Below are 25,189 nucleotides of genomic sequence, written 5' to 3'. Positions count from 1 at the left end.
ATACCGAGGTGATGCCTTCGCGGGCAAGCCTCGCTCCTACAGGGTCAGCGCAGCAGCTAATGCCGCGCACCGTTAGCCAGACAGCTCAGGCTACTCAACAGAATTAGCGTCATCCGAGGTTTTTGAAATGAATGTTTTGATCATTGGCAGCGGTGGCCGTGAACACGCCCTGGCCTGGAAAGTGGCTCAGGATCCGCGCGTGCAGAAAGTTTTCGTGGCTCCGGGCAACGCCGGCACCGCCATTGAAGCCAAGTGCGAAAACGTCGCTATCGATGTGCTCGCACTGGAGCAACTCGCCGACTTCGCCGAGAAAAACGCTTCCCTGACCATCGTCGGTCCGGAAGTGCCGCTGGTTGCCGGCGTCGTCGACCTGTTCCGCTCCCGTGGCCTGGACTGCTTCGGTCCGACCGCTGGCGCCGCGCAGCTGGAAGGTTCGAAAGCCTTCACCAAGGACTTCCTGGCACGCCACAAGATCCCGACCGCCGACTACCAGAACTTCACCGAGATCGAGCCAGCCCTGGCTTATCTGCGTGAAAAAGGCGCGCCGATCGTGATCAAGGCCGATGGCCTGGCCGCCGGTAAGGGCGTGATCGTTGCCATGACACTGGCCGAAGCCGAAGACGCCGTGCGCGACATGCTCGCGGGTAACGCGTTTGGCGAAGCCGGTTCGCGCGTGGTCATCGAAGAATTCCTGGACGGCGAAGAAGCCAGCTTCATCGTCATGGTCGACGGCAAGAACGTCCTGCCGATGGCCACCAGCCAGGATCACAAACGCGTCGGCGACGGCGACACCGGCCCGAACACCGGCGGCATGGGTGCTTACTCCCCTGCACCAGTCGTCACCAGCGAAGTGCACAAGCGCGTCATGGACCTGGTGATCTGGCCGACCGTGCGCGGCATGGCCGAGGAAGGCAATGTTTACACCGGTTTCCTCTACGCTGGTTTGATGATCGACAAGGCTGGTAACCCAAAAGTCATCGAATTCAACTGCCGTTTCGGCGACCCTGAGACCCAACCGGTTATGCTGCGCTTGCAGTCGAGCCTGGTGTTGCTGGTCGAGGCGGCCCTGGCGCAAGCACTGGACAAGGTCGAAGCCCAATGGGATCCACGTCCGAGCGTCGGTATTGTTTTGGCAGCGGGCGGCTATCCTGGCGACTACGCTAAAGGCGTCGCCATCAACGGTCTGGATGCAGCCGCAGCGCTGGAAGGCAAAGTCTTCCACGCCGGTACTGCGCTCAAGGACGGTCAAGTGGTGACGGCCGGCGGTCGGGTGCTTTGCGCCACTGCCATGGGTGCCAGCGTTGATGCTGCCCAGCAGCAGGCTTACAAGCTGGCCGCGAAGATTGACTGGGAAGGCTGCTTCTATCGCAAGGACATTGGCTACCGTGCCATTGCCCGTGAGCGTGGCGAAAATCAGGAATAAGCGATCCATTCGGCAGGGCTTGGGATTCAAGCCCTTGCCGGACTATTCCGGCGCCGCGCATAGTTATATTCTGGCATCAACCTACGAAGGGATTTCGCCGTGCGCTGGCTCAGGATTGCCATAGGTTTCACAGTCACGCTGCTGACGCTGCTCTGCATGCTTCCGGCCCAGGCCGCGCAAGGCAGTGGCTGGGCGCTATTGCTTGACGAACAGGGCGACCTGCAACTCAGCGACATCCGTTCCGCTCGTTTCACCAATCAATTCAGCCCCATCGAACTCGAACGCCTCACCGCGGCCGAGCCCGGTGGTGCACTCTGGCTACGCTTCAGGCTGGCACCCGGCAAGCATGAGCAGTTGCTGCGGGTGTTCGCTCCCGACCTGTCGCACCTCAATCTTTATGTGCTGGACGGCGACAAGCTGATCGAGCAACTGAACACCGGCACCGAACAGCCTCAGGCAGAACGGCCATTACCCAACAGCGACTTCATGTTGCCGTTGCCGCAAAGCGACAAACCCCTCGACGTCTACCTGCGCCTGGTGTCCGAACACCAGATGCGGCCTTACATCACCCTGCAATCGGCAATCATGACTGCGGCCAATCAGAGCCAGACGCTGATTTACGGCCTGCTGTTCGGCTGCATCGGGATGCTGATCCTGCACAACCTGATCCGTTACGCTTACACCCGGTCGCGCAGCAGCCTGTGGCTGGCAGGTTGTGAAGCGCTGCTGATGATCAGCCTGGCGCTGCTGCTGAATCTCGCGGGCCCATGGCTGTCGGACTGGCATGCGGTGCAAACACCGGGCGCTTACCTCGCCCTGCTGCTGACCGCACCGTGCGGGCTGATGTTCGCCTACCGTTTCTTCGCCCCGCTCGGCCCGCACCCGCTGAACAAGCTGCTGCTGGGCGACATCCTGTTCATTGTGGCTTGCGGCCTGTTGCTGTTGTTCGTCAACACGCTGCCGCTGAACATCATCACCTACGCGCTGGTCGCCCTCGCGGGCCTCACCATGTTGTTCGTCAGCGCCTGGCACTGGCAAAAAGGCTATCGCCCGGCCCGGCTGTTCGTGGCCGCCATGGTGGTGTTCAACGTCGGCACGCTGATTATCCTGCCGGCGCTGCTCGGCCTGACGCTGGTAGAACCGCAAGGCCTGATCATTGCCCTGCTGGTGTTCATTTGCATCAGCGGCCTGTTGATGAGCATTGCCCTGAGCGAACGCCAGCGCAGCATCACCGAAGACCGTTTCAGCGTCAGCCGCGATCTGGCCGCCAGCAACGCCGAGATCAATGCCAAGGCCGAATTCCTGGCGAAGATCAGTCATGAAATCCGTACCCCGATGAATGGCGTACTGGGCATGACCGAACTGTTGTTGGGCACGCCACTCTCGGTCAAGCAGCGCGATTACGTGCAAACCATTCACAGCGCCGGCAACGAACTGCTGACCCTGATCAACGAGATTCTCGACATTTCCAAGCTCGAATCCGGGCAGATCGAGCTCGACGATGTGCAGTTCGATCTCAATGCACTGATCGAAGACTGCCTGAGTATCTTCCGCGCCAAGGCCGAACAGCAGAACGTCGAGCTGATCAGCTTTATCCAGCCACAAGTGCCGCGGGTCATCAGCGGTGACCCGACGCGCCTGCGCCAGACGCTGCTGAGCCTGCTGGAAAACGCCCTGAAGAAAACCGACGAAGGCGAGATCCTGATCGTCGTCGCCCTCGACGAGCGCACGGCCAAACCGCGTTTGCGCATTGCCGTACAAGACAGCGGCGAGCCGATGGACGCCGAAGAACGCGACGCGCTGATGCACGCCGAACTGCACAGCAAGAACTTCCTCTCGACCACTCGCTTGGGCGGCAACCTGGGGCTGGTGATCGCCCGTCAGTTGATTCGCCTGATGCAAGGGGAATTCGGCATCAAGAGCGGCGCCAGCCAGGGCAGCACCTTATGGCTGACCTTGCCGCTGGACCCCGACCGCCTCGAACACCCGACGTCCGACCTCGATGGCCCGCTGCAGGGCGCACGGGTATTGGTGGTGGACGACAACGACACTTGCCGCAAGGTACTGGTGCAGCAGTGCAGTGCCTGGGGCCTGAATGTCAGCGCGGTCCCGTCCGGCAAGGAAGCCCTGGCGCTGCTGCGCACCAAGGCCCACCTGCGCGATTACTTCGACGTGGTCCTGCTGGACCAGAACATGCCCGGCATGACCGGCATGCAACTGGCGGCCAAGATCAAGGAAGACCCGAGCCTGAACCACGACATCCTGCTGATCATGCTCACGGGCATCAGCAATGCGCCGAGCAAGATCATCGCGCGCAACTCCGGGATCAAGCGCATCCTCGCCAAACCAGTGGCCGGCTACACCTTGAAGACCACGCTGGCGGATGAACTGAATCAACGCAACAAGGGCCTCGCGGTATCGCAGTTCCCGTCCACCGGCCCGACCTTGCCGGTCAAGGTTCCCAGCGACTTCCGCATTCTGGTGGCCGAAGACAACAGCATCTCGACCAAGGTGATTCGCGGCATGCTGGGCAAACTCAACCTGCAACCGGACACCGCCAGCAATGGCGAAGAAGCCTTGCAGGCAATGAAAGCCCAACGTTACGACCTGGTGCTGATGGATTGTGAAATGCCGATCCTCGACGGTTTCTCGGCCACCCAGCAATTGCGTGCCTGGGAAGTCGGCAACCAACGGATTCGCACCCCCGTGGTGGCATTGACCGCACACATCCTCGCCGAGCATAAAGAGCGCGCACGTCAGGCTGGCATGGACGGCCACATGGCCAAACCGGTCGAGCTGTCGCAGTTGCGCGAGCTGATCGAACATTGGGTCGCCCAGCGCGATCAACAGCAACGGACGGCAACACAACCGTCCTGAGCCGACAGACCCTGCAACGCCTGATAGACTCCCCCACGACTTCTCTCGCCAGTGAGCCTGCATCATGCTCCACGTGTTGTTCAGCGTTTACCTGAAGATGCTGGTGCTCTACAGCCCGTTCTTCGTGTTGTCCTGTTTCATCAGCCTGACCCGCGGTTATTCGCGCAAGGAACAACGGCGGCTGGCCTGGAAAGTGGCAACGGCCACACTGATTTCCAGTGTCTTGCTGTATTTGTTCGGACGGTACATTTTCAGTGTTTTCGGCATTACCGTGGATGCGTTCCGCATCGGTGCCGGCAGCGTGCTGTTTATCTCGGCACTGGGCATGGCCCAGGGCAAGTCGGCGGTCCAGACCGATAACGTGCAGCAGGACGTCACCATCGTCCCGCTGACCATCCCCCTGACCGTCGGCCCCGGCACCATCGGCGCCTTGCTGGTGATGGGCGTGAGCCAGCCCCACTGGGATGACAAGCTCACCGCCATCCTCAGCATTGCCCTGGCCAGCTTTACCGTTGGTGTGGTGCTTTACCTGTCGAACCGCATCGAACGCATTCTCGGCGACCAGGGCTTGCAGATTGTCAGTCGGCTGATGGGGTTGTTTGTGTGTGCACTGGCGGCGCAGATCATTTTCACCGGTGTGAAAGGGTATCTGGTGCCGTAGGACGATGGAATGCCAGAGGCTTGATGCCTCTGGCAACCCGGTTCTTTTAAACAGGCGAAAACTCCATGAACACAGCCTCGCGAAGATCGTCGAGGTATTTGATGCACTCAGCCTCTTTGCGCAAGTCCTCCTCATGAATGGTAAAGAGCGCTTTACCTTGATACATCTCAACGTCAGAGCTGTTCCATTCGACAAAAATAACTTTGGTATTGTTGACCGATGAGTCGTAACGCACTGTGCCTACGGCCATCGTAACTTCAGCGTCTTCGTCTTGTTTGCACACAGACACACCGAAGTTCGCACCACTGGATTCAACAGCATGACGTTCAAATAGCTTGACCGCATCAGGTTGCTTTTTCAGCGCCTCAATGGTTTTTTCCGCTACAACTTTCAACGCGCCCCCAGCAGAACCCGCAACGCCACCGGCGACAGAATAAACAATATCCAGCGCAACATTATCCATCGTCAACTTGGCAGTACTTGACTTGTACTGAGTGAACGCACTGTGATACTCAGTCCAGCCCGTGGCAAACAGCAATTTTTTAAAGCACTCGTAGCGAGCAACCTTCTCTGCCTTCCCCGGAAATAGAAGTTTTGAGGCAATATCGGCATAGGCGTAGGTGTTTTTTACAATGCGTTTGTTACGCCTCGACATCCCCTCCAGAAAACCAACGATGCCACTGCCCATGATGGCGGCATTCAATTCATCCCGATCAATCGGCAACTTTACTGCAGAGCGCGCCTGGATTTTCGGACCGGCAAGTTCAAGTTTGGCTCGACATTGTTCAAGACATTGATCGAAATAAAGACTGGCTTCTGCTTCATTCATTTTATTCATCTTATAAACCTTAAATTCAAATATATATAAAAGCCGAACTGGCTCCGTCGAAAAACTATCGCACCCACCCAATAGATTCAACAGCGCCCCGACTTATAAAAAAACAACAAAACAACCTGCAAATATCGAGATGTAACGAACCATAATTAATTACAACAAATCAATAAAAACCAAACAGCAGAAAAACCCAATAGATCCGCACACGCCTGCACGCCCCATTAAAAAAACAAGAACTGAACTTACGCAGAAAGGTAAATAATCCGACTCACCAAGAGAGCTAGAAGGTAAATATCCTCTATTCACTCAGGAATTAACCTACATCCTCTGGCGAATGTTTTTTACGACAGTGCAAAGAAAAAGCCACGGCAAATCGAGTGGAAACCCGGCCGTGGCTTTTTTTAGCGAAGCGCAACGCTTCAGGTGGCAGGCTTTTCTCCATACCAACGCGGCGTGTACACCCAGTCACCACCACCCATACGCGAAAACACGCAGGTCGTAGACGAACCCACCAGGACCATGGTGCGCATATCCACCTGGTCCGGGGTCAACTGGCCAAGCGTCGTCACTCGTAGCGTCTGCCCCGGGCGACCGATGTCACGCCCCAACACCACCGGCGTCGCAGGTGTGCGGTATTGCGCGACGATCTCCAGCGCCCGGCCAAGTTGCCATGGACGGGACCGTGAAATCGGGTTGTAGAACGCCAGGGCGAGGTCGGCCTGTGATGCAAGGTCCAGACGCTTCTCGATGATCTCCCAAGGCTTGAGGTTGTCCGACAGCGACAGCACACAGAAGTCATGCCCCAGCGGCGCACCGGCCTGAGCAGCCGTCGCCAGTGAAGCAGAAACCCCCGGCAGAATTTCCAGATCGACGTTGTGCCACGCGGCATCGCTGGACTCGTGAAGTGCTTCGAGCACCGCAGCCGCCATGGCGAACACTCCCGGATCACCGGAAGAAACCACCACCACCGACCGTCCTTGCGCCGCCAGTTCAAATGCGTGGCGCGCACGCTGCATCTCTTCGCGGTTGTCGGTGCAATGCATGACTTGATCCGCACGGAACGGGCCGGCCATGCGCACATAGGTTTCGTAACCGAGCACATCATTGGCGCGCGCCAGTTCGGCCTTGACCGCCGGCACCATCAGCTCGGCAGCACCAGGGCCAAGGCCGATCACCGCCAAGCGACCGCGAGGACGACCGATCGACAATGGGTCCAGAGGTTGCTCGGCCACTGCGATAGCAAGGGTGTCGTCGCCGAAGATCTTCACAGACTGACCGAGGGCGTTGCGTGCCAGCTCACTGACTGCGCCGACATCGTTGCCAAAACGCAGCGGCACGCCCAGCTCAAGCGCCGCTTCACGCAGCGCCGCACTCGACATTTCGCTATCGGCGGCCAGCAGACAGGCCACCGATTGCACGGCGATCTTTGCCTGATGCAATGCCTCGCGAATCGCACTCGGCAGATCGGCCACGCCGGTACCGACGGCCACCAACACGTTGCGCGGATAGATCAACAGCTCGTTGGCCGCCGGCGTACGCTCGGCATGACCGACGTGAACGGCCAGCCGCGCCCGCGGGTCCTCGGGCAACTGCGCCTGCGCCAACCACGGGGCCGCGCCTTCGATGCGCACCGTTTCACCGGCGAGCAAATCGGAAACGAAGCGCTTGCCCAGCTCCAGATCGCCCAAGGCATAACCGCTGGGTGGATTGAGCAGGCAGGTGCCGAAGCGCAATTCGCCACTGGTGGTGATCGCCGCCGCCACGTCCAGTGCAGCCGCAATTTCTCGCGCCAGCACGTTCACGCCGCCCAGACCTCCCAGCAACGGCACCACTGCGCTGCCGTCTTCAGCAACGGCCAGCACCGGTGGCTCGGCGCCCTTTTCCAGGAGCAACGGCGCCAGGGTGCGAATCACAATGCCAGCGGCGCACAGGGCAATGATCGGCGTGTCCTGCTGATAGAGCTCACGCAGGGTCGCGCCGAACTCGTGATAGATGCGGTCCGCGCCCTCGACCCGCTCGGCCAGTCCGTGGATCAAGGCACCCGGGTACACCTGCTGAATCTTGCGCGCGGTCGCGAGGCTGCCATTGCCGAGAATGACAATCGCCGGAGCTGGACGAGTCATCAGCCTTGCCACCTTTCGCCTGGAACGATGATCAGCGAGAAGTACGGCGAGGACATCGGCTCGACCTGATCCAGCGGCACGATCTTCTGATTGGCCATGGTCGCGCGTTCGACGTACAGCGCACGCTCGGCCAACCCGAGTTCTTCCAGCACCTGACGGACTTTGGGAAAGTTGCGCCCCAACTTCATGATCACGGCCGCATCCGCATCGGCGAGACGCCGCTTGAGGTCGTCGTGCGGCAATACGCCGGACAGTACCGACAGGCTCTGATTGCGATACACCAACGGCGCGCCAAGTACCGAAGCGCCGCCGAGCATCGAACAGACACCGGGCACGACTTCGGCCTCATATCGCTCGGCCAGGCGATCGTGCAGGTACATGTAGGAACCGTAGAAGAACGGGTCGCCTTCGCAGATCACCGCCACGTCTCGGCCTGCATCCATGTGCGCGGCGAGTTCTTCGCCGGCCGCATCGTAGAAATCGCTGATCACTTGTTCATAGGACAGCGGTGCCGGCAAGGCTTCGGTGGTCACCGGATACACCAGCGGCAGCAGGGTTTGAGCGTCCTGCAAATGCGCTTCGATGATGCCGAAGGCGTTGCCCTTTTTGCCCTTGGCAACGAAGTACGCCACCACCGGCGATTCGCGCAGCAGGCGCAGGGCCTTGACGGTAATCAGTTCCGGATCACCGGGGCCGACGCCGAGGCCGATCAAACGTCCAGGTTGCTGCATCATTCGATCTCCGTGGCGAGGGCATTGACGGCGGCGGCGGCCATGGCGCTACCGCCCAGCCGGCCTTGCATGATGACAAACGGCACACCGCGACTGTCGGCGGCGAGTGCGGCCTTGGATTCGGCGGCACCGACGAAGCCTACAGGGAAGCCAAGGATCAGTGCCGGTTTCGGCGCGCCGGCGTCGAGCATTTCCAGAAGATAAAACAAAGCGGTCGGCGCGTTGCCAATCACCACCACGCTGCCTTCCAGGTGCGGGCGCCACAGTTCCAGCGCGGCGGCGGAACGGGTGTTGCCCAGTTCACGGGCAAGCTCCGGAACACTTTCATCGCGCAGGGTGCAGATGACTTCATTGTTCGCCGGCAAACGCGTGCGGGTCACGCCTTCGGAGACCATCCGCGCATCACACAGGATCGGTGCACCGGCGGCCAAAGCATCGCGCCCGGCCTTGCCCGCGCCTTCCGAAAATTGCAGGCCGTCAATCGCATCGACCATGCCGCAGGCGTGTATCACCCGCACCGCGAGTTTTTCCAGATCGGCCGGGATTCGCTCGAGGTTGGCCTCGGCACGAATGATCGCGAAGGAGTTGCGATAGATCTCCTGACCGTCGCGGATGTAATCAAGCATCAAGGGGGCTCCGTGAGCGGGCGTCGAGCAAGGCGTCGACCGCTTCAATAGTAAGGTTGCGTGCGTGCAGGGCGCCGAAACCCGGCTGCCCCGCTTCGCGAAAATAGAGGTCGTAATGACCGGGGGTGACGGCCAGCAAAGTGACCGGCGCACTGTGCGCGGCGGCACAGGAGCGCGGGCAACCGCTCAGATGCACGCTCAGCAGCTGGCCATGGCGTTGCAGCAACGCAGCCAGTTGCAGAGCGTCCTGCTTGGTATCGGCCAGGCCCTTGGCGCAGCCCGTCGAGCCAGTGCAGGCAATCAACCGCGACAAGGCCTGACCGGCATCGCAGATCAGGCCCAACGCGTGCAGGCGGCGGATGACTTCATCGGCGTTGTCGTGGTGAATGTTCGGCAACAACAGGCTTTGCCATGGCGTGAACCGCAGCGTTGCATCGCCGTATTCCTGCGCCAGTCGAGCGGCGCCCCGAAGCATGGTGCTATCGAGTCGTCCGAGAGGCGGCACGCCCCCGACATAGACATGACCGGCTTGCGCCTGCGGGTGCGCGCCAATGTGCAGCACCTCGTTACTGACTGAACGTTGCCAGATGCTAACGGGCTGGAAAGGCAGTCGTTCGGCGAGGCGAGCGAGAAATTCGGCTTGAGGGACGTCGACCAGCAAGTGGCGCATCCGCGTGTGTTCAGGTCCCGCCAGTTCCAGGAAAAGCTCCAGCACGGCGACCACCAGCGCGTGGCCATCTTCCAGTGGAACACGACCGGCCGGTTGATCGGTGGGGCATCCCGCCAGACCGAAAGCCAGCCATCGCTCGCCCTCTCGCTCGACCGCGGACAACCACAGATCGTGGGGGTGTTCGAGCATCGCCAGGCGTTCACCGCCATCCAGTTGCACGGCGAATTTGGCGCTGAGGTCGTGAAAGCGTTCTTGCCCTTGCAGGGTGGCGAGGATCTGAGCGGCCAATTCACGCGTGTCGAACAGCATCTGCCGATCGATACCCGCGCTCGGGCTCAACATCAGATTACGCACATCGTCGCCCGCCGCATGCGAAGGGCCAAGGCCTGCGGCGAGCAGACTTTCGATCAACGCTTCCTGCTCTTTGACGATGCCGCGAATCTGCAGATTGGCCCGGTTAGTGGCCTCGATCACTGAGCCGGCATAACGCTGTGCACCTTCGGCGACAGCGTTGGCCTGCTCGGAAGTGAGGGTGCCGCCCGCCAGTTTTATCCGGCAGATACCGCCGTCTCTGGCCTGGACGATACGCAGCAGCCCCGGACAGGCCGAGGGGCGTAAAGCGCGGGACATAGGGAGTTCGTTCAAAGGGATGACCGGATCTGAAGTGGGAGCGCCCCCCGTCGGAGGCGAGCGGTATTATGCCTGCTTTGCCGCGCAGCATCATAAGACCACGTGTCGCATTTGCTCCGACCTTGAATCCATCAGGCGGCCTCCCTCATAGGCGCTCTGAATAAAACTCGAAAATGGCGTCAGCGATCCGGTCGAGCCGATCGTTCAACTGCGGGCGGACTTCGTCGAAGCGGGCTCTGTTCAGGGTCAAGGGAGCGGCTCGATGCGTGAGCGTCACGTTGCCTTCCTTCCAGTCCCAAAACAGAAAATCTTCCCGCTGTGCCAGCGCCCGAAGCGAAAAGTCATTCAGGTCCAGTGATAACTTCCCTTGTTTGTCGTACTCAGCGGGAGCAATGGAAAACTCCCTGCCACGCCGACTTTCAGTGGCCAATGACCAAAGCGCCGACGAATTAGCCAACAATGATTCAAACATGTTTTTTGTAACTATCGCCATCTGATTGTTAACAGCGGCAATTCTGTTCAAATAAATCTGAGTCACTTTGCCTGCAAAGTGACTGTAACTTTTCTCGACAACCTTGCGCTCGTCAATTTCCCAACCCAAGTCCCATAACACCACGGCAAACAAGGAAAACCAGCCTTGCGGATCTGTGTCCCTATTGCGCTGCTGACTCGCATACCACTGCGCATAACGCACGCTGGAGTTGACGTCACGCTTGTCCTGACGCGACACGCCCCTGGCCGTGCTGATCAGGTTGCCACCCGATAGCGATCCGGCAGCGCCTTGCTGATCCTGAGAGGCGTAAAGTCGAGAGTTCTTTGTTTGCCGTGGCGCGAAGTCTCGGTTGAACGCATCGGAATAAGCCATCAAGTCCAGGCTCCCTGTTTTATCAATAACCATAGTCAATTCCTTTCAACCATTATCAAATGAGTGCATGAATATTCAAACTACATAACTTAACTACGACCAGCTACAGACTAATCAAACCAACTTAAAACATTCTATTACTCGCCTCCGCGTCTGCCGCGTTATCATGTGCCGCTTTATGCAGATGAATAGAGATCACACATGGCACGCTGGCTGACCGTGACAGGCATTGGTGAAGACGGCTTCAAGGGTTTGGGCAGGAATGCCCGGCATGCGTTGCTGGCTGCCTCGAAGATCTTCGGCAGTCAGCGGCAACTGGACCTGCTGCCGCCCTGCATCCGTGGCGAACGCAAACTCTGGCCGACGCCGTTCTCCCTCGATGCGTTGTTTGCCTTGCGGGGTGAGCCGGTGTGCGTGATGGCCAGCGGCGATCCGATGTTCTTCGGTGTCGGCGCCAGCCTCGCCCGGCAATTGCCCAGCGCGGAAATGCTGATCCTGCCTGCACCCTCTTCCTGCTCTCTGGCGGCCGCGCGAATGGGCTGGCCGTTGCAGGATGTGGTCACGCTGTCGGTGGTCGCTCGCCCGGTCGCGGCGCTTAACGCGCAGTTGTTCAGCGGTGTTCGCTTGTTGGTGCTCAGCAACGACGGGCAAAGCCCCGCCGCAATAGCGGCGTTGTTGCGCGAACGTGGTTTCGGGCCGAGCCGCCTGAGCGTGCTGGAACATTTGGGTGGCGAGGCTGAGCGACGCATCGACGGTGTCGCCAACGACTGGGCCGACCCGGCAATCGCCGACCTCAACCTGATCGCCATCGAGTGCATCGCCGACCCCGACACGCCGCGCCTTTCGCGACTGGCCGGCCTGCCGGATTCGGCGTTCAGGCACGACGGTCAACTGACCAAGCGCGATGTGCGTGCAATCACCCTCGCGCGCCTGGCCCCGGTTCCCGGTGAACTGTTGTGGGACGTCGGCGCCGGCAGCGGTTCGATCGGCATCGAATGGATGCGCGCCCATCCGGGTTGCCGGGCGCTGGCGATCGAGGCCGATGAAGGTCGGCAACTGTTGATCGAGCACAACCGCGACGCGCTCGGCGTGCCCGGCCTGCAATTGGTTCGCGGCAGTGCGCCGCAAGCCCTAACAGGTCTGGAACGCCCGGACGCGATCTTCATCGGTGGCGGCGTCACCCGCGAAGGTGTGCTGGACACTTGCTGGGCAGGGCTCAAACCCGGTGGCCGACTGATCGCCAACGCGGTCACGCTACAAAGTGAAATGACCCTGATGGCCTGGCGCGAGCAACATGGCGGCGAGCTGACGCGTATTCATATCGCCCAGGCGCAACCGCTGGGCGACTTCGATACCTGGCGCCAGGCCTTGCCGATTACTTTGCTCGACGTGGTCAAACCTTTCGATGCGTGACGAAACCGCCGAACAACCCGCACCGCTGCGCAGCGGCCTGACCACCGGCAGCTGCGCCACCGCCACCAGCCTGGCGGCCGCTCGATTGCTGCTCGGCGGAACGAGTGCAGACGCCGTGGACATCGTCCTGCCCAAAGGCAAGCGTGTGCAGATGCGCCTGGAATTCTGCCGATTGCTGGATGACGGCGCCGAAGCTGGAACGATCAAGGATGCCGGTGACGATCCGGACGTGACCCACGGCGCGCTGCTCTATTCCCGGGTGCGCCTGTGCGCAGAACCGGGCATTCGTTTCTGTGCCGGTCGTGGTGTCGGCACCGTCACCCGGCCGGGCCTGGTGCTGGGCGTCGGCGAGCCGGCGATCAACCCGGTGCCGCGCAAGATGATCAGCGATCATTTGACCTCACTCGCGCAAGAGCTCGATTACCCCGGCGGCTTTGAGGTCACGGTGAATGTCGAGGGCGGCGAGGCGCTGGCGTTGAAAACCATGAACCCTCGGCTGGGCATTCTCGGTGGCCTGTCGATTCTCGGCACCAGCGGTATCGTCCGGCCGTTTTCCTGTGCGGCGTACATTGCCTCGATCCATCAGGGCATCGACGTGGCGAAAACCAACGGTTACCTGCACATCGCCGCGTGCACCGGCAACGCCAGCGAAGACACCATGCGCCGAGTCTACGACCTGCCGGAAATCGCCCTGATCGAAATGGGCGATTTCGTCGGTGCGGTGCTCAAACACCTGCGCAAAGTGCCGGTGGCCAAACTCAGCATTTGTGGTGGTTTCGGCAAGATCAGCAAACTGGCGGCCGGACACATGGATCTGCACAGTCGGCATTCGAGCATCGACCTGCCGCAACTGGCCGAATGGGCTGCGGCGGTCGGCGCGGACGAAGCGCTGCAGCAGGCAATGCGTGAAGCCAACACCAGTCAACAGGCCTTGGCCATGGCCAGCGCCGCCGGCATCGCACTCGGCGACGCGGTATGCCGGCACGCACTGGATTTTGCCCGCAGTGTGGTGCCGGCGCAGGTTCAGGTCGAAGTGTTTGCCATCGATCGACAAGGCGGGATTGTCGGCCACGCAGGAGCTTTTCAATGAAACGCCTATTGCTGCTCGGCGGCGTGACGGAAGCGCTGGCCATCGCCCGCACGCTGGGGCCGCAACACATCTACAGCCTGGCCGGCGTCGGTCGTGTGCCGACCGATCTGACCTGTCGGGTTCGCGTTGGCGGGTATGGCGGCGCGGATGGCCTGGCGCAATTCATCCGCGACGAAGGGATCGATCTGCTGCTGGACGCGACGCATCCCTACGCCGCGCAAATCAGCCAGAACGCCGCGACCGCCGCGCGAATGTCCGGCGTTCCCTGCTGGGCACTGCGCCGCCCGGCCTGGCAACCACAAGCCGGGGATGACTGGCGCGAAGTCAGTGACTGGGCCGAATTGATCGAAGCACTCAAACCGTTCCGCCGACCACTGTTCACCCTCGGCCGCGAACCCTTGCAACACCTGCATGAAATCCCTGCGCAGCAATTCTGGACGCTGCGCGCCCTGGACGTTTATCCGGGCAACGAGCGCTGCGAAGTGATCGGCGCACGCGGGCCGTTTCTGATCGAGGATGAACGTGAGTTGTTCGAGCGCCGGCAGATCGATGTGCTGATCAGCAAAAACAGCGGCAGCACCGCCACCGAGCCGAAACTCGAAGTGGCGCGGGAGCGTGGGGTGCCGGTGCTGGTGTTGAAGCGGCCGGTGTTGCCGGGGGTGGAGCGGGAGTTTGGGTCGGTAGTGCAGGTGTTGGAGGCGCTCGCCGAAATACTCTGACCGATCAGTAATTATTCCCGGGCCAGCCCCCGGCATTTCAAATGGGAGCCGCTACACTCATTTGAAACACGCTGCGACACCAAACCGCAGGCCGCGTTTTTACTTATCGGCACTGATCAGGCTAAATAGCCGCGCCTGATCTCCCACCCAACCGGATCTGTCCCATGTCCCGACAACGGCTCGCAATTGCCTGGATAGCCTGCTTCGCAGTGCTGTTCAACATGCTCGCCATGCCGATGACCGGAGCGATGGCGCAGACGGCGAAATCGCCGGCCGAACAGGTGTTGTGGGGCAGTTTCTGCTCGTCCACCGGCACGAAGATGGTGGCGATTTCTCTGGGGACGCTTGATCAGAAAGCTCCGCAGAACGACATTCATTCCAACATGCAGCATTGCTGGTGCTGTTCCGGTTCTGCGCCATTGGTGGCGTTGCCCGGGCATGTGCCGCAGTTGTATTTCGCGCGTTTCGAGTCCCATCGAAGCCTGCCCGCCACCGCTCTCGACACCCCTACTCCGCGCCAGCAATGGCCGAATCTCAACCCCCGCGCATCCCCTCTGGTGTGATTTCTTCTCGCAATTGACCTGCGTTTTGAATCGTTCTGGAGAACTGCCATGTTGAACAAACTCATCGTTCTGGCTGCATTGCTGCTGCCTGCCTGCTTTGCCAATGCCCATGAATACAAGGCTGGCGAACTGCAAATCGCTCATCCGTGGTCACAGGAATTGCCACCGAACGCGCCGACCGTTGCGGCTTACTTCGTGATTCAAAACCCCGGCAAAACCGCCGACAAACTGCTCAGCGTCGACTCGCCGATTGCAGGCGTCGCCCAATTGCACGAGCACGTGATGCAGAACGATCTGATGAAAATGCAGCAGGTGCCAACCGTCGAAATCCCGGCTGGCGGCGACGTCACGTTTGCACCGATGGCGTACCACGTGATGCTGCTGGAACTGAAAGACCGCAGCCTGCTGAGCGACGGCAAGCGGTTCCCGCTGACGATGCATTTCGAAAAGTCCGGTGACGTGACGGTCGAAGTCTCGGTGCAGAAAACCGCACCGGGCGGCGTGCAAGTGCACGCACACAATCCGTAACTGCCAGAGCTGAATACGCCCATGCGCCCGCTTAGCGCCAGGCCATCCGCGCCCCGTCGTCAGCCATTGAGCCTGACACGCGGCAGCTGGATCAGCCTGTTCGCCATGTTGATGATCTTCATCGGCCCGCTGATTTCTCAGTCGATGCCGATGGATCAGCGCGCCTCTTCGATGTCCATGAACATGTCGATGGACATGAGCATGGACATGTCAGCGATGGCGCACGGCGAGCACGGCGCGACACCCGCCGCCGAGCACTGTCCACCCAAAACCTCCCATCATGCGATCTGGGAAAAGTGCGGTTATTGCAGCCTGCTGTTCAACTGCCCGGCGCTGACGGGCGGCCAGTCTTTCGTTGCATTCGACGCCCCAAAAACCAGCACCTTCAGTACACCCGCCACCCGCCTGGGCCACGCCCGGCAAACCTTCTTCCCCGGCGCCCGCACCCGCGCCCCGCCCATCGTCGCGTAAACACCTCCCCAATCTCACACGGTTAGAAGACAGCAAAGCAACCTGGGGGAGCGGGCTTGCTCGCGAAAGCGGTGGGGCTGACCCACCCACATCGCGAGCACGCCCGCCCCCACAGGCATTGCGCAGGCTGCCGGCCGTGTCGTTTACGACTGTTCGATGGAAATTGTCATGTCCAGGTTTTCTGCTGACACACGCTTGAGCGCCGCCCAAGCTTCTTTTGCCCTGAACGAAACGCGCGTTCGTTTCAGGCACGCCACCGCCGTTCTTTGCGGCGTACTGCTGACACCGATGGTGCTGGCCGATGATCATGCCGGCCACAGTGAAGAACTGAGCCCGACGGTGATCACCGCCATCGCACCGAGTTCGCCGCTGACCATCGTCACCAACCCCAAAGACCCACGCCAACCGGTGCCGGCCAGCGACGGTGGTGACTACTTGAAGACCATCCCCGGCTTCGCCCTGGTGCGCAATGGCGGCACCAACGGTGACCCGGTGCTGCGCGGCATGTTCGGCTCGCGCCTGAACATCCTCACCAACGGCGGCCAGATGCTCGGCGCCTGCCCCGGCCGGATGGACGCACCGACCTCCTACATATCACCGGAAACCTACGACAAACTCACCGTCATCAAAGGCCCGCAAACGGTACTTTGGGGGCCGGGCGCATCCGCCGGCACCATCTTGTTCGACCGTGACCCGGAAAGCTTCGGCGAACTCGGCACCCGAGTGAATGCCAGCATACTGGCCGGCTCCAACGGCCGTTTCGACAAAGTAGTGGACGCCGCTGCCGGCGGGTCATTGGGTTACGTGCGAGTGATCGGCAACACCGCGCATTCCGACGACTATCGGGACGGCAACAACGACACCGTGGCCTCGCGTTACGACAAGTGGAATGGCGACGTGGCACTCGGCTGGACCCCGGACGCCGACACCCTGCTGGAGCTGACCGCCGGCAAAGGCGATGGCGAAGCCCGTTACGCCGGACGCGGCATGGACGGCGCGCAGTTCAAGCGCGAAAGCCTCGGCCTGCGTTTCGAGAAGTCCAATATCGGCGACGTGCTCGACAAGGTCGAAGCACAGATCTACTACAACTACGCCGACCACGTGATGGACAACTACACCCTGCGCACGCCGTCCGGCACCGGGATGATGGCCGGCCCGATGGCTTCCAGTGTCGATCGTCGAACCCTGGGCGCGCGGATCAAAGCCACGTGGCGCTGGGCCGATGTGCAATTGATCAGCGGCATCGACGCGCAGACCAGCGAACACCGCAAGCGCAGCGCCATGGGCATCGACACCTACAAGGATCTGCCGCGCAACAAGGACGCCGATTTCCATAACTACGGCGTGTTCAGCGAACTGACCTGGTACGCCGCCGACCGTGATCGACTGATTACCGGCGCGCGACTGGACCGTGCTTCAGCCAAGGATTTTCGGCAGACCACTGGCTCGGGGATGATGACCCGCGCCAACCCGACCGCCGACGACACCCGCGCCGACACCCTGCCAAGCGGCTTCGTCCGTTACGAGCATGATCTGGCAGACAGCCCGACCACGCTGTACGCAGGCCTCGGTCACACCCAGCGTTTCCCGGATTACTGGGAGCTGTTTTCGCCCAACTCGGGACCTGCCGGCTCGGTAAACGCCTTCGACTCGATCAAGCCTGAAAAAACCACCCAGCTCGACTTCGGCCTGCAATACAAGACCGAAGACCTCGAAGCCTGGGCCTCGGGTTACGTCGGACAGGTACGCGATTACATCCTGTTCAATTACAAGACGGGAATGATGGGCACGACCTCGCAAGCCGAGAACATCGACGCGCGGATCATGGGCGGTGAACTCGGGGCGGCCTACAGGCTGACGTCGAACTGGAAGGCCGACGCAACCCTGGCCTACGCCTGGGGCAAGAACAGCAGCGATGGCAAGGCATTGCCGCAAATGCCGCCGCTGGACGCGCGATTCGGCCTGACCTACAGCGAAGACAACTGGAGCGCCGGCGCCTTGTGGCGAGTGGTCGCGGCGCAAAACCGCATTGATCAGAACAAGGGCAACGTGGTCGGCAAGGACTTCGACAAGTCCTCGGGGTTCGGCGTGTTCTCGCTCAATGGCGCCTATCGGATCAACAAGAACTGGAAGGTCAGCAGCGGCGTCGACAACCTGTTCGGCAAGGCGTACGCCGAGCATTTGAACCTGGCCGGCAACGCCGGTTTTGGCTACCCGGCCAATGACCCGCAGGCCATTAAAGAACCGGGGCGAACGCTCTGGACCAAGGTGGATATGAGCTTCTAAAAGCTTCGCGGGCAAGGACTAGGCGTCCCCCCTGCTCCTACAAAATTCGCGTCGATCACAATCGGTGCGAACGCCACTGGACCTGTAGGAGCGAGGCTCGCCCGCGAATGACTGCACAGCAGTCACCAGACAACAACAAAAGTACCAAGCCAAGCGGAGCACAACCGATGAAACAGCCCAAACCGAATTTCTATAACCTGGCCTGGCGCTGGCATTTCTATGCCGGTCTGTTCGTCGCGCCATTCATGGTGATGCTGGCCCTGACCGGTGTCATTTACCTATTCAAGCCGCAACTCGACTCGTTGATGTACGACAGCCTGATGAACGTCCCGGCCGGCCATCACAGCGTCCCGGCCGACGACTTGCTCAAGCGGGTGAAAGACGCGTATCCACAAGCGACGATCAAGCAATACCTGCCGCCGGTCAACGCCGAACGCAGCGCGCAATTTGTCGTACTCAATGGCGGCAATGAGCTGAACGTTTTCGTCGACCCGTACCACGGCGATATCCTCGGCGAGCAAGACGCCAAGAAGAATCTGCAAGCGATAGCGCGAGCGATTCATGGCGAGTTGATGATCGGCACGGTCGGTGACCGGCTGATCGAACTGGCCGCTGGCTGGGGCATCGTGCTGGTGGTTTCCGGGGTCTTCCTGTGGTGGCCGCGAGGCCAGGCGGCCGGCATTTTATGGCCGCGCCTGAGCAGTCGCGGTCGCGTGCTGTGGCGCGACCTGCATGCCGTCACCGGGTTCTGGGGCGCAGCGTTTCTGCTGGTGATGCTGCTCAGCGGCATGACCTGGACCGGGTTCTGGGGCAAGCAATACGCCGGGGTCTGGAACGTGTTCCCGGATGCCATGTGGAATGACATGCCCAAGTCCGACGTCGAGGCCCGCAGCCTCAACACCGCCACGCGCCAGACCGTGCCATGGGCGATGGAAAACACGCCGATGCCGATGTCCGGCGACCACGCCGAACACATGGCCCACGACAGTGCGCAACCCGGCCCCGCCGCCCCGACCATCAGCCTGCAAGACGTGCAGAACATCGCCGTGCAACGCAAGGTCGAGCCGGGTTACAGCATTACTTTCCCGACCACGGCCACCGGCGTATTCACCATTGCCGTATTCGCCGATGACCCGCGCAACGACGCGACCCTGCATGTCGATCAGTACACCGGCAACGTCCTCGCCGACGTGCGCTGGGAACATTACGGCCCCGTGGCCCGCGCCACGGAAACCGGCGTGATGTTGCACGAAGGCAAGATGTTCGGGGTGCTCAACCAGATCATCGTGCTGCTGATCTGCCTGATGATTCTGCTCAGTGCCGTCAGCGGCGTGGTGATCTGGTGGAAGCGTCGGCCACAAGGCAAGTTCGGTGTTCCACCGCTGCGCCACGACCTGCCGAAATGGAAAACAGGGGTAGCGATCATGCTGGTGCTGGCGGTGGCGTTTCCGTTGGTGGGCGCTTCGCTGGTGGTGGTCTGGTTGCTGGATCGAGTGCTGTTGTCGCGATTCACCCGACAAACTGAATCAGCCTCATCTTCATCATGAAACAGGCGAGATGCGCGTTTTAGAGGGATCTGTAGACTTCCGGCGCTTATCGCTCGGTCATTTTTAGTGTTACTGTATAACGCAAATGCACCGCCCAACCCGCAGCCATTGCTGCGGGTTTTCTTTTGGAAGAAGTGTCACCCACCCGATGAACAAGTACCTCTTGTCCGGCCTCTGCCTGCTCGCCCTGAACAACAGCGCCCACGCGCAATCGTTGACGCTGCCCGCCGGCACCATCACCGCACCGGCCGTTGACGACGAAACCGTCAACCTCGACACGCCGACCACCGCCGGTTCGCGTCTGAACCTCACGGCTCTGGAAACACCCGCCAGTGTGGAAAGCCTGACTGGCGAACAGATCCGCGCGCGCGGTGACCGCAGCGTGCAGGACGCGGCCTCGCGCAGCACCGGGATCAGCCGCACCGGCACGCCGGGCGACGGCGGAACCTCGTTGTCCGCACGAGGCTTTACCGGGCAGAACTCGGTGATGCAGTTGTATGACGGCAACCGGATGTACACCGGCATGGGCACCGTGACCTTCCCCGTCGACACCTGGTCGGTGGAGCGTGTCGATGTGCTGCGCGGCCCGGCTTCGGTGTTGTACGGCGAAGGCGCGACGGGTGCGGTGGTCAACGTGATCCCGAAAAAGCCCTTCGAAGGCGAGATCGAAAACCACGTGCGTCTCGGTTACGGCTCTTACGACAGTCAGCAACAAGCATTCGACAGCGGCGGTTCGCTGAGCGATACCCTGAGTTATCGCTTGAACCTCAATCGCCTGCGCAGCAACGGTTGGGTCGATCGCGGCGATTCCTCCAGCGACTTCGTCAGCGCGGCCCTGCGCTGGCAGGCCACGGACGATCTGGCATTCACCCTCGCCCACGACTACGGCGACCAGAACCCGATGAACTACTTCGGCACGCCATTGATCAACGGCCGCTTCCACGAAGGTCTGCGCGACAAGAACTACAACGTCAGCAACGACAAGCAGCACTACAACGATCAATGGACGCGCCTGACCAGCGACTGGCAAATTTCCGATAACGTCAGCGCGAGCAACGAGCTGTATTACCTCAAGGCCCAGCGCCGCTGGCAGAACGCCGAAAACTACAACTTCGACCGCGACGCACAGCAGCTCAGCCGCAGTGGCTATTTCGGCATCGGCCACCGGCAGGAACAGGTCGGCGACCGTCAGACCTTCACCTTCAAGCATTCTCTGTTCGGTCTCGACAGCCAGACCGTGACCGGTGTCGATTACAACCGCATCCGCTTCCAGCTCGACAGCAACTCGCCGTTCAATGACGTGTTGCCCGATGGCCAGCCGATCGATTTGTATCATCCACAACGTGGCAGTTTTGAAAGTGCCAATCCGTATCGCGACCAGTTCCAGAGCACCACCAAACAGATGTCGGCCTTTGCCGAAAACCGCACGCAGTTGAGCGAGCGCTGGTCGCTGGTGACCGGTGTGCGTCGCGACTACGTGCACGTCGATCGCGACAATCTGGTCGATGGCAGCCAGAGCGACAAGACCCTGACCGGCAACAACTGGAAGGCCGGGCTGGTGTTCGCCGTGACCCCGGACACTTCGTTCTACGGTCAGTACGCCACCAGCACCGACGGTGTCGGCGGCCTGATTTCCCTGAGCCCGAGCCAGCAGCAATATGACCTGGCCACGGCGAAACAGACCGAGATCGGTGTGAAGCAGATGTTCTGGGATCAACGCGGCGAGTGGACGCTGGCGGCTTATCGCATCGTCAAAAAGAAACTGCTGACCGACGATCCGGGCAACCCGACGTTAAAACAACAGGTCGGCCAACAATCGTCCAATGGCCTGGAAGCCAGCCTCGATCTGCAATTGCCATACGCCTGGCAACTGCAGGCCAACGCGGCCATCGTCAAAGCGAAGTACGACGATTTCGAAGAAGTGGTCGCCGGCGTGCCGGTGTCGCGCAACGGCAATCGTCCGGTGGATGTGCCTCGTCGCACGGCGAATCTGTGGCTGAGCAAAGCACTCAGCGAAGACCTGAAGGCCGGGGCTGGCGTGCGTTACGTTGACGCGCGTTATGCCGACATGGCCAACCAGAACGAGCTGCCGAGCTACACCGTCGTCGATGCCACGTTGTCATGGAAAGCGCTGCGCAATACGACGCTGGGGCTGCAGGTGAACAATCTGTTTGACCGCCAGTATGCGCAAAGCCAATACAATGAGGGGCAGCAGTGGATTCTGGGTGAGCCGCGTTCGTTCTTTGTCACAGCTGACTACACCTTTTGATTCAAGGGCCCCTTCGCGGGCAAGCCTCGCTCCTACAGGGATTGCGCAAATCCTGTAGGAGCGAGGCTTGCCCGCGAAGGCGTCATCAGCATCACCAAATATCTCTGAGTAAATGCATGACCTCGCTGAACCTCACCAACCTCGCCTGGACACCCCTGGGCCACGGCCACTGTCATCACCAGTTCCAACTGCGTGATGCCTCGTTGCACGTGGCCGCCGGTGAGTTTGTCGGGTTGATCGGCCCCAACGGCAGCGGCAAGACCAGCCTGCTGCGGTGCGCCTATCGCTTCAGCAAACCGGAAAACGGTGAGGTCCGGCTCGACCACCACAACGTCTGGAAACAATCCTCGCGCTGGTGCGCGCAACGCATCGCCGTGGTGCTGCAGGAGTTCCCCGACGCCTTCGGCCTGACCGTCGATGAAGTGGTCGCCATGGGCCGCACACCGCACAAAGGCCTGTTCGACGGTGACACCCTCGAAGACCGCAATCTCGCAACGCAAGCACTGGAATCCGTCGGCCTCAACGGTTTCGAAGACCACGCTTTCGCCACGCTCTCCGGCGGTGAAAAACAACGCGTGATCCTCGCCCGCGCCCTGGCCCAGCAACCGCAAGTGTTGATCCTCGACGAGCCGACCAACCACCTCGACCCGCGCTATCAGCTTGAGTTACTGCAACTGGTCAAACGCCTGCAGATCGGCACCCTGGCGAGCATCCACGACCTCAATCTCGCCGCCGCGTTCTGTGATCGGCTGTACGTGCTCAATCACGGCCGCATCGTCGCCAGCGGCACACCAAAGGAAGTCCTGACCGCCCCACTGCTGCGTGATGTGTTCGGCGTCGAAGCGCTGATCGATGAACACCCTTTGCACGGCTACCCACGAATCACCTGGATAACCCAACCATGACTTTGCGTTCCCTGCTGTGCGTTGCTCTGTTGCTGGGCAGTAGCCAAGCGTTTGCCGAAGCAACGAAATATCCGCTGACGATCCAGAGCTGCAACCGCGACGTTACCTTCACGCAAGCGCCGAAACACGCGGTCAGCCACGACATCAACATGACGCAGATGATGCTCGCTCTCGGCCTCAAACCGAGCATGGCCGGTTACAGCGGTGTCAGTGGCTGGAAGTCGGTCACGCCCCAAATGCAGACCATCCTCGACGGCCTGCCGGAGCTGGCGGCCAAGTACCCTTCAGTGGAAACCCTGCTCAACGCCAACGTCGATTTCTTCTTCGCCGGTTGGGATTACGGTATGCGCGTGGGCGGTGATCTCACGCCGCAAACCTTGCAACCGCTGGGCATCAACGTCTATGAGCTGACCGAGTCCTGCGCCTTCGTCATGAAGCGTCCACCGGCCAGCCTGGAAGACACCTACAACGACCTGCGCAACCTCGGCAAAATCTTCGACGTGCAGGATCGCGCCAATGCATTGATCGCCGACATGCAGGCGCAAGTCGCTGATGTGCGCAAGGATCTGCCGACGGACAAACCCCGGGTGTTCCTCTACGACAGTGGCGAAGACCGCGCCATGACCTCGGGTCGCCTGGGCATGCCGCAAGCGCTGATCGACGCGGCGGGCGGGAGCAACATTCTGGATGACGTCGAAGCGAGCTGGACCCGCGTGAATTGGGAGAACGTGGTCGAGCGCAATCCGCAGGTGATCGTGATCGTCGATTACGGTGAAGTTACTGCTGAACAGAAGACGCAATTCCTGCTCGATAACAAGGCGCTGCAATCGGTTGACGCAATCAAGAACCAGCGCTTCATCGTCATTCCGTATGTGCAGGCCACGCCGGGGATCGACAACGTGTTGGCGGTTGAAACCCTGGCCAAAGGTTTCCACGGCGAATGATCAATCGTCGCTACGCCCTGTTGCTGATTGCCCTCGGCGCGTTGTTGCTGGTGTCGTGCGTGGTGTCGCTGGGCTTCGGCCCGGCGCGGGTGCCGGTGGACGTGGTGTGGCGAATTTTGCTGCACAAGGTGTTCGGTTTTGGCGAGGTGAGCTGGACGGCCGGGCAGGAACACATCGTGTGGCTGATCCGCGTGCCGCGCATGTTGCTTGGCGCCTTGGTCGGTGCCGGCCTGGCGCTGATCGGTGCGGTGCTGCAAGCGGTGACGCGCAATCCGCTGGCCGATCCGCACCTGCTCGGCGTGACCTCCGGCGCCACCCTCGGCGCGGTGATCGTGGTGCTGCATGTCGGTGAAATTGTCGGCCTGCTGACGTTGCCGATTGCCGCATTTATTGGCGCGCTGCTGAGCATGCTGATCGTGCTGATGATCGCCAACCGCAACGGTCGCCTGGACAGTGATCGGCTGCTGCTGTGCGGTGTGGCGGTATCGTTCGTGATGATGGCCATCGCCAATCTGCTGCTGTTTCTCGGCGATCATCGCGCCAGTTCGGCGGTGATGTTCTGGATGCTCGGCGGGCTCGGGTTGGCACGCGGGGAATTGCTCGCGGTGCCGGCAGCCAGTGTGCTGCTCGGGCTGGTTTTGTTGCTTGGCATGGCCCGACCGCTGAACGCCTTGATGGCCGGTGAACAGACAGCCGTGACCCTCGGGCTCAATGCCCGCACCGTGCGGTTGCGGGTGTTTTTGATTGCGTCGCTGATGACGGGCGTGCTGGTGTCGATCAGTGGCTCCATCGGGTTTGTCGGGCTGATGGTGCCGCACATTGCGCGGCGACTGGTCGGGGCCGAACACCGGCGATTGCTGCCGGTGTGCGTATTGTTGGGCAGCGTATTTCTGGTGTGGGTCGATGTCGCTGCGCGCACGCTGATCGCCCCCGAGGACTTGCCGATTGGCGTGGCCACGGCGGCGATTGGCGGGTTGTTTTTCATCGGCCTGATGCGACGTCGCTGAGCACTT

The 25,189-nt window shown here is 60.9% G+C and carries 21 protein-coding genes; 15 read left to right on the top strand and 6 right to left on the bottom strand.

What is annotated here, in order from left to right; all coding sequences use genetic code 11:
* The first annotated feature begins 127 nt into the window (after positions 1 to 127).
* The 3 genes from purD (at position 128) to ACM6IO_RS10150 (ending at position 4,961) form a co-directional block, all read left to right on the top strand.
* A complete protein-coding gene (gene purD, locus ACM6IO_RS10160; protein WP_414911398.1) occupies positions 128 to 1,423 on the top strand; it encodes a phosphoribosylamine--glycine ligase in 1,296 nt (431 codons plus the stop codon).
* A 99-nt stretch (positions 1,424 to 1,522) separates the two neighbouring features.
* Positions 1,523 to 4,300, top strand: a complete 2,778-nt coding sequence (locus ACM6IO_RS10155; protein WP_192419745.1) for a hybrid sensor histidine kinase/response regulator — start codon at positions 1,523 to 1,525, stop codon at positions 4,298 to 4,300.
* Between the two features lie 64 nt (positions 4,301 to 4,364).
* On the top strand, positions 4,365 to 4,961 hold the full coding sequence (locus tag ACM6IO_RS10150; RefSeq protein ID WP_008031249.1) for a MarC family protein: 597 nt from the start codon (positions 4,365 to 4,367) through the stop codon (positions 4,959 to 4,961).
* Positions 4,962 to 5,007: 46 nt separating this feature from the next.
* Here the strand turns inward: ACM6IO_RS10150 and ACM6IO_RS10145 are convergent, their stop codons facing one another.
* The 6 genes from ACM6IO_RS10145 to ACM6IO_RS10120 form a co-directional block, all read right to left on the bottom strand.
* Positions 5,008 to 5,799: a hypothetical protein gene (locus ACM6IO_RS10145; protein WP_192226970.1), complete on the bottom strand. Its 792-nt coding sequence runs from the start codon at positions 5,797 to 5,799 to the stop codon at positions 5,008 to 5,010.
* 416 nt (positions 5,800 to 6,215) lie between these two features.
* On the bottom strand, positions 6,216 to 7,919 hold the full coding sequence (cobJ, locus tag ACM6IO_RS10140; protein ID WP_414911397.1) for a precorrin-3B C(17)-methyltransferase: 1,704 nt from the start codon (positions 7,917 to 7,919) through the stop codon (positions 6,216 to 6,218).
* On the bottom strand, positions 7,919 to 8,650 hold the full coding sequence (locus ACM6IO_RS10135; protein ID WP_032832463.1) for a precorrin-2 C(20)-methyltransferase: 732 nt from the start codon (positions 8,648 to 8,650) through the stop codon (positions 7,919 to 7,921). The genes cobJ and ACM6IO_RS10135 overlap by 1 nt, the downstream gene beginning before the upstream one ends.
* Complete coding sequence (locus ACM6IO_RS10130; protein WP_008038718.1) at positions 8,650 to 9,276, bottom strand: precorrin-8X methylmutase; 627 nt, start codon at positions 9,274 to 9,276, stop codon at positions 8,650 to 8,652. Before ACM6IO_RS10130 ends, ACM6IO_RS10135 begins: the two co-directional genes overlap by 1 nt.
* Positions 9,269 to 10,576 (bottom strand): precorrin-3B synthase, encoded by a 1,308-nt coding sequence (gene cobG / locus ACM6IO_RS10125; protein WP_414911396.1) that lies wholly within the window; start codon positions 10,574 to 10,576, stop codon positions 9,269 to 9,271. The genes ACM6IO_RS10130 and cobG overlap by 8 nt, the downstream gene beginning before the upstream one ends.
* Positions 10,577 to 10,721: 145 nt before the next feature.
* The gene (locus ACM6IO_RS10120; RefSeq protein ID WP_414911395.1) at positions 10,722 to 11,474 is read right to left on the bottom strand and encodes a hypothetical protein; all 753 of its coding nucleotides are present in this window, start codon (positions 11,472 to 11,474) and stop codon (positions 10,722 to 10,724) included.
* A gap of 168 nt (positions 11,475 to 11,642) precedes the next feature.
* Here ACM6IO_RS10120 and cbiE point away from each other — a divergent pair, with 168 nt between their 5' ends.
* The 12 genes from cbiE to ACM6IO_RS10060 all read left to right on the top strand — a co-directional run bounded on the left by cbiE (position 11,643) and on the right by ACM6IO_RS10060 (position 25,183).
* The gene (cbiE, locus tag ACM6IO_RS10115; protein ID WP_414911394.1) at positions 11,643 to 12,854 is read left to right on the top strand and encodes a precorrin-6y C5,15-methyltransferase (decarboxylating) subunit CbiE; all 1,212 of its coding nucleotides are present in this window, start codon (positions 11,643 to 11,645) and stop codon (positions 12,852 to 12,854) included.
* Positions 12,847 to 13,944 carry a cobalt-precorrin-5B (C(1))-methyltransferase gene (locus ACM6IO_RS10110; RefSeq protein ID WP_414911393.1) on the top strand — a complete coding sequence of 366 codons (1,098 nt, stop codon included), beginning with the start codon at positions 12,847 to 12,849 and terminating at the stop codon, positions 13,942 to 13,944. The genes cbiE and ACM6IO_RS10110 overlap by 8 nt, the downstream gene beginning before the upstream one ends.
* The gene (locus tag ACM6IO_RS10105; RefSeq protein ID WP_414911392.1) at positions 13,941 to 14,663 is read left to right on the top strand and encodes a cobalt-precorrin-6A reductase; all 723 of its coding nucleotides are present in this window, start codon (positions 13,941 to 13,943) and stop codon (positions 14,661 to 14,663) included. Before ACM6IO_RS10110 ends, ACM6IO_RS10105 begins: the two co-directional genes overlap by 4 nt.
* Before the next feature lie 164 nt (positions 14,664 to 14,827).
* Complete coding sequence (locus ACM6IO_RS10100; protein ID WP_192226963.1) at positions 14,828 to 15,226, top strand: DUF2946 domain-containing protein; 399 nt, start codon at positions 14,828 to 14,830, stop codon at positions 15,224 to 15,226.
* A 48-nt stretch (positions 15,227 to 15,274) separates the two neighbouring features.
* Positions 15,275 to 15,754, top strand: a complete 480-nt coding sequence (locus ACM6IO_RS10095) for a copper chaperone PCu(A)C (RefSeq protein ID WP_414911391.1) — start codon at positions 15,275 to 15,277, stop codon at positions 15,752 to 15,754.
* A gap of 21 nt (positions 15,755 to 15,775) precedes the next feature.
* Complete coding sequence (locus ACM6IO_RS10090) at positions 15,776 to 16,225, top strand: DUF2946 domain-containing protein (RefSeq protein ID WP_192226961.1); 450 nt, start codon at positions 15,776 to 15,778, stop codon at positions 16,223 to 16,225.
* A gap of 168 nt (positions 16,226 to 16,393) precedes the next feature.
* The gene (locus ACM6IO_RS10085; protein WP_414911390.1) at positions 16,394 to 18,511 is read left to right on the top strand and encodes a TonB-dependent copper receptor; all 2,118 of its coding nucleotides are present in this window, start codon (positions 16,394 to 16,396) and stop codon (positions 18,509 to 18,511) included.
* Positions 18,512 to 18,678: 167 nt separating this feature from the next.
* A complete protein-coding gene (locus ACM6IO_RS10080; RefSeq protein WP_008038704.1) occupies positions 18,679 to 20,058 on the top strand; it encodes a PepSY-associated TM helix domain-containing protein in 1,380 nt (459 codons plus the stop codon).
* A gap of 148 nt (positions 20,059 to 20,206) precedes the next feature.
* Positions 20,207 to 22,327, top strand: coding sequence for a TonB-dependent receptor (locus ACM6IO_RS10075; RefSeq protein ID WP_414911389.1), 2,121 nt, complete (start codon positions 20,207 to 20,209; stop codon positions 22,325 to 22,327).
* Positions 22,328 to 22,443: 116 nt separating this feature from the next.
* Positions 22,444 to 23,232: an ABC transporter ATP-binding protein gene (locus ACM6IO_RS10070; RefSeq protein ID WP_223553253.1), complete on the top strand. Its 789-nt coding sequence runs from the start codon at positions 22,444 to 22,446 to the stop codon at positions 23,230 to 23,232.
* Entirely contained in the window at positions 23,229 to 24,176 is a 948-nt protein-coding gene (locus ACM6IO_RS10065; protein WP_008031216.1) for an ABC transporter substrate-binding protein, read from the top strand. Before ACM6IO_RS10070 ends, ACM6IO_RS10065 begins: the two co-directional genes overlap by 4 nt.
* Complete coding sequence (locus tag ACM6IO_RS10060; RefSeq protein ID WP_414911388.1) at positions 24,173 to 25,183, top strand: FecCD family ABC transporter permease; 1,011 nt, start codon at positions 24,173 to 24,175, stop codon at positions 25,181 to 25,183. Before ACM6IO_RS10065 ends, ACM6IO_RS10060 begins: the two co-directional genes overlap by 4 nt.
* Positions 25,184 to 25,189 lie beyond the last annotated feature (6 nt).

This window comes from Pseudomonas sp. IT-P44 (genome assembly GCF_949768225.1).
Taxonomy (GTDB): domain Bacteria; phylum Pseudomonadota; class Gammaproteobacteria; order Pseudomonadales; family Pseudomonadaceae; genus Aquipseudomonas; species Aquipseudomonas migulae.
This window is presented reverse-complemented; position numbering and strand designations above follow the sequence as displayed.

Bases quoted from the DNA above. Each gene is read 5' to 3' on its own strand.
- cobJ (WP_414911397.1), bottom strand. From the start codon at position 7,919: ATGACTCGTCCAGCTCCGGCGATTGTCATTCTCGGCAATGGCAGCCTC.
- ACM6IO_RS10095 (WP_414911391.1), top strand. From the start codon at position 15,275: ATGTTGAACAAACTCATCGTTCTGGCTGCATTGCTGCTGCCTGCCTGC.
- ACM6IO_RS10110 (WP_414911393.1), top strand. From the start codon at position 12,847: ATGCGTGACGAAACCGCCGAACAACCCGCACCGCTGCGCAGCGGCCTG.
- ACM6IO_RS10090 (WP_192226961.1), top strand. From the start codon at position 15,776: ATGCGCCCGCTTAGCGCCAGGCCATCCGCGCCCCGTCGTCAGCCATTG.
- cbiE (WP_414911394.1), top strand. From the start codon at position 11,643: ATGGCACGCTGGCTGACCGTGACAGGCATTGGTGAAGACGGCTTCAAG.
- purD (WP_414911398.1), top strand. From the start codon at position 128: ATGAATGTTTTGATCATTGGCAGCGGTGGCCGTGAACACGCCCTGGCC.
- ACM6IO_RS10130 (WP_008038718.1), bottom strand. From the start codon at position 9,276: ATGCTTGATTACATCCGCGACGGTCAGGAGATCTATCGCAACTCCTTC.
- cobG (WP_414911396.1), bottom strand. From the start codon at position 10,576: ATGTCCCGCGCTTTACGCCCCTCGGCCTGTCCGGGGCTGCTGCGTATC.
- ACM6IO_RS10080 (WP_008038704.1), top strand. From the start codon at position 18,679: ATGAAACAGCCCAAACCGAATTTCTATAACCTGGCCTGGCGCTGGCAT.
- ACM6IO_RS10075 (WP_414911389.1), top strand. From the start codon at position 20,207: ATGAACAAGTACCTCTTGTCCGGCCTCTGCCTGCTCGCCCTGAACAAC.
- ACM6IO_RS10085 (WP_414911390.1), top strand. From the start codon at position 16,394: ATGTCCAGGTTTTCTGCTGACACACGCTTGAGCGCCGCCCAAGCTTCT.
- ACM6IO_RS10105 (WP_414911392.1), top strand. From the start codon at position 13,941: ATGAAACGCCTATTGCTGCTCGGCGGCGTGACGGAAGCGCTGGCCATC.
- ACM6IO_RS10070 (WP_223553253.1), top strand. From the start codon at position 22,444: ATGACCTCGCTGAACCTCACCAACCTCGCCTGGACACCCCTGGGCCAC.
- ACM6IO_RS10150 (WP_008031249.1), top strand. From the start codon at position 4,365: ATGCTCCACGTGTTGTTCAGCGTTTACCTGAAGATGCTGGTGCTCTAC.
- ACM6IO_RS10120 (WP_414911395.1), bottom strand. From the start codon at position 11,474: ATGGTTATTGATAAAACAGGGAGCCTGGACTTGATGGCTTATTCCGAT.
- ACM6IO_RS10065 (WP_008031216.1), top strand. From the start codon at position 23,229: ATGACTTTGCGTTCCCTGCTGTGCGTTGCTCTGTTGCTGGGCAGTAGC.
- ACM6IO_RS10060 (WP_414911388.1), top strand. From the start codon at position 24,173: ATGATCAATCGTCGCTACGCCCTGTTGCTGATTGCCCTCGGCGCGTTG.
- ACM6IO_RS10100 (WP_192226963.1), top strand. From the start codon at position 14,828: ATGTCCCGACAACGGCTCGCAATTGCCTGGATAGCCTGCTTCGCAGTG.
- ACM6IO_RS10135 (WP_032832463.1), bottom strand. From the start codon at position 8,650: ATGCAGCAACCTGGACGTTTGATCGGCCTCGGCGTCGGCCCCGGTGAT.
- ACM6IO_RS10145 (WP_192226970.1), bottom strand. From the start codon at position 5,799: ATGAATAAAATGAATGAAGCAGAAGCCAGTCTTTATTTCGATCAATGT.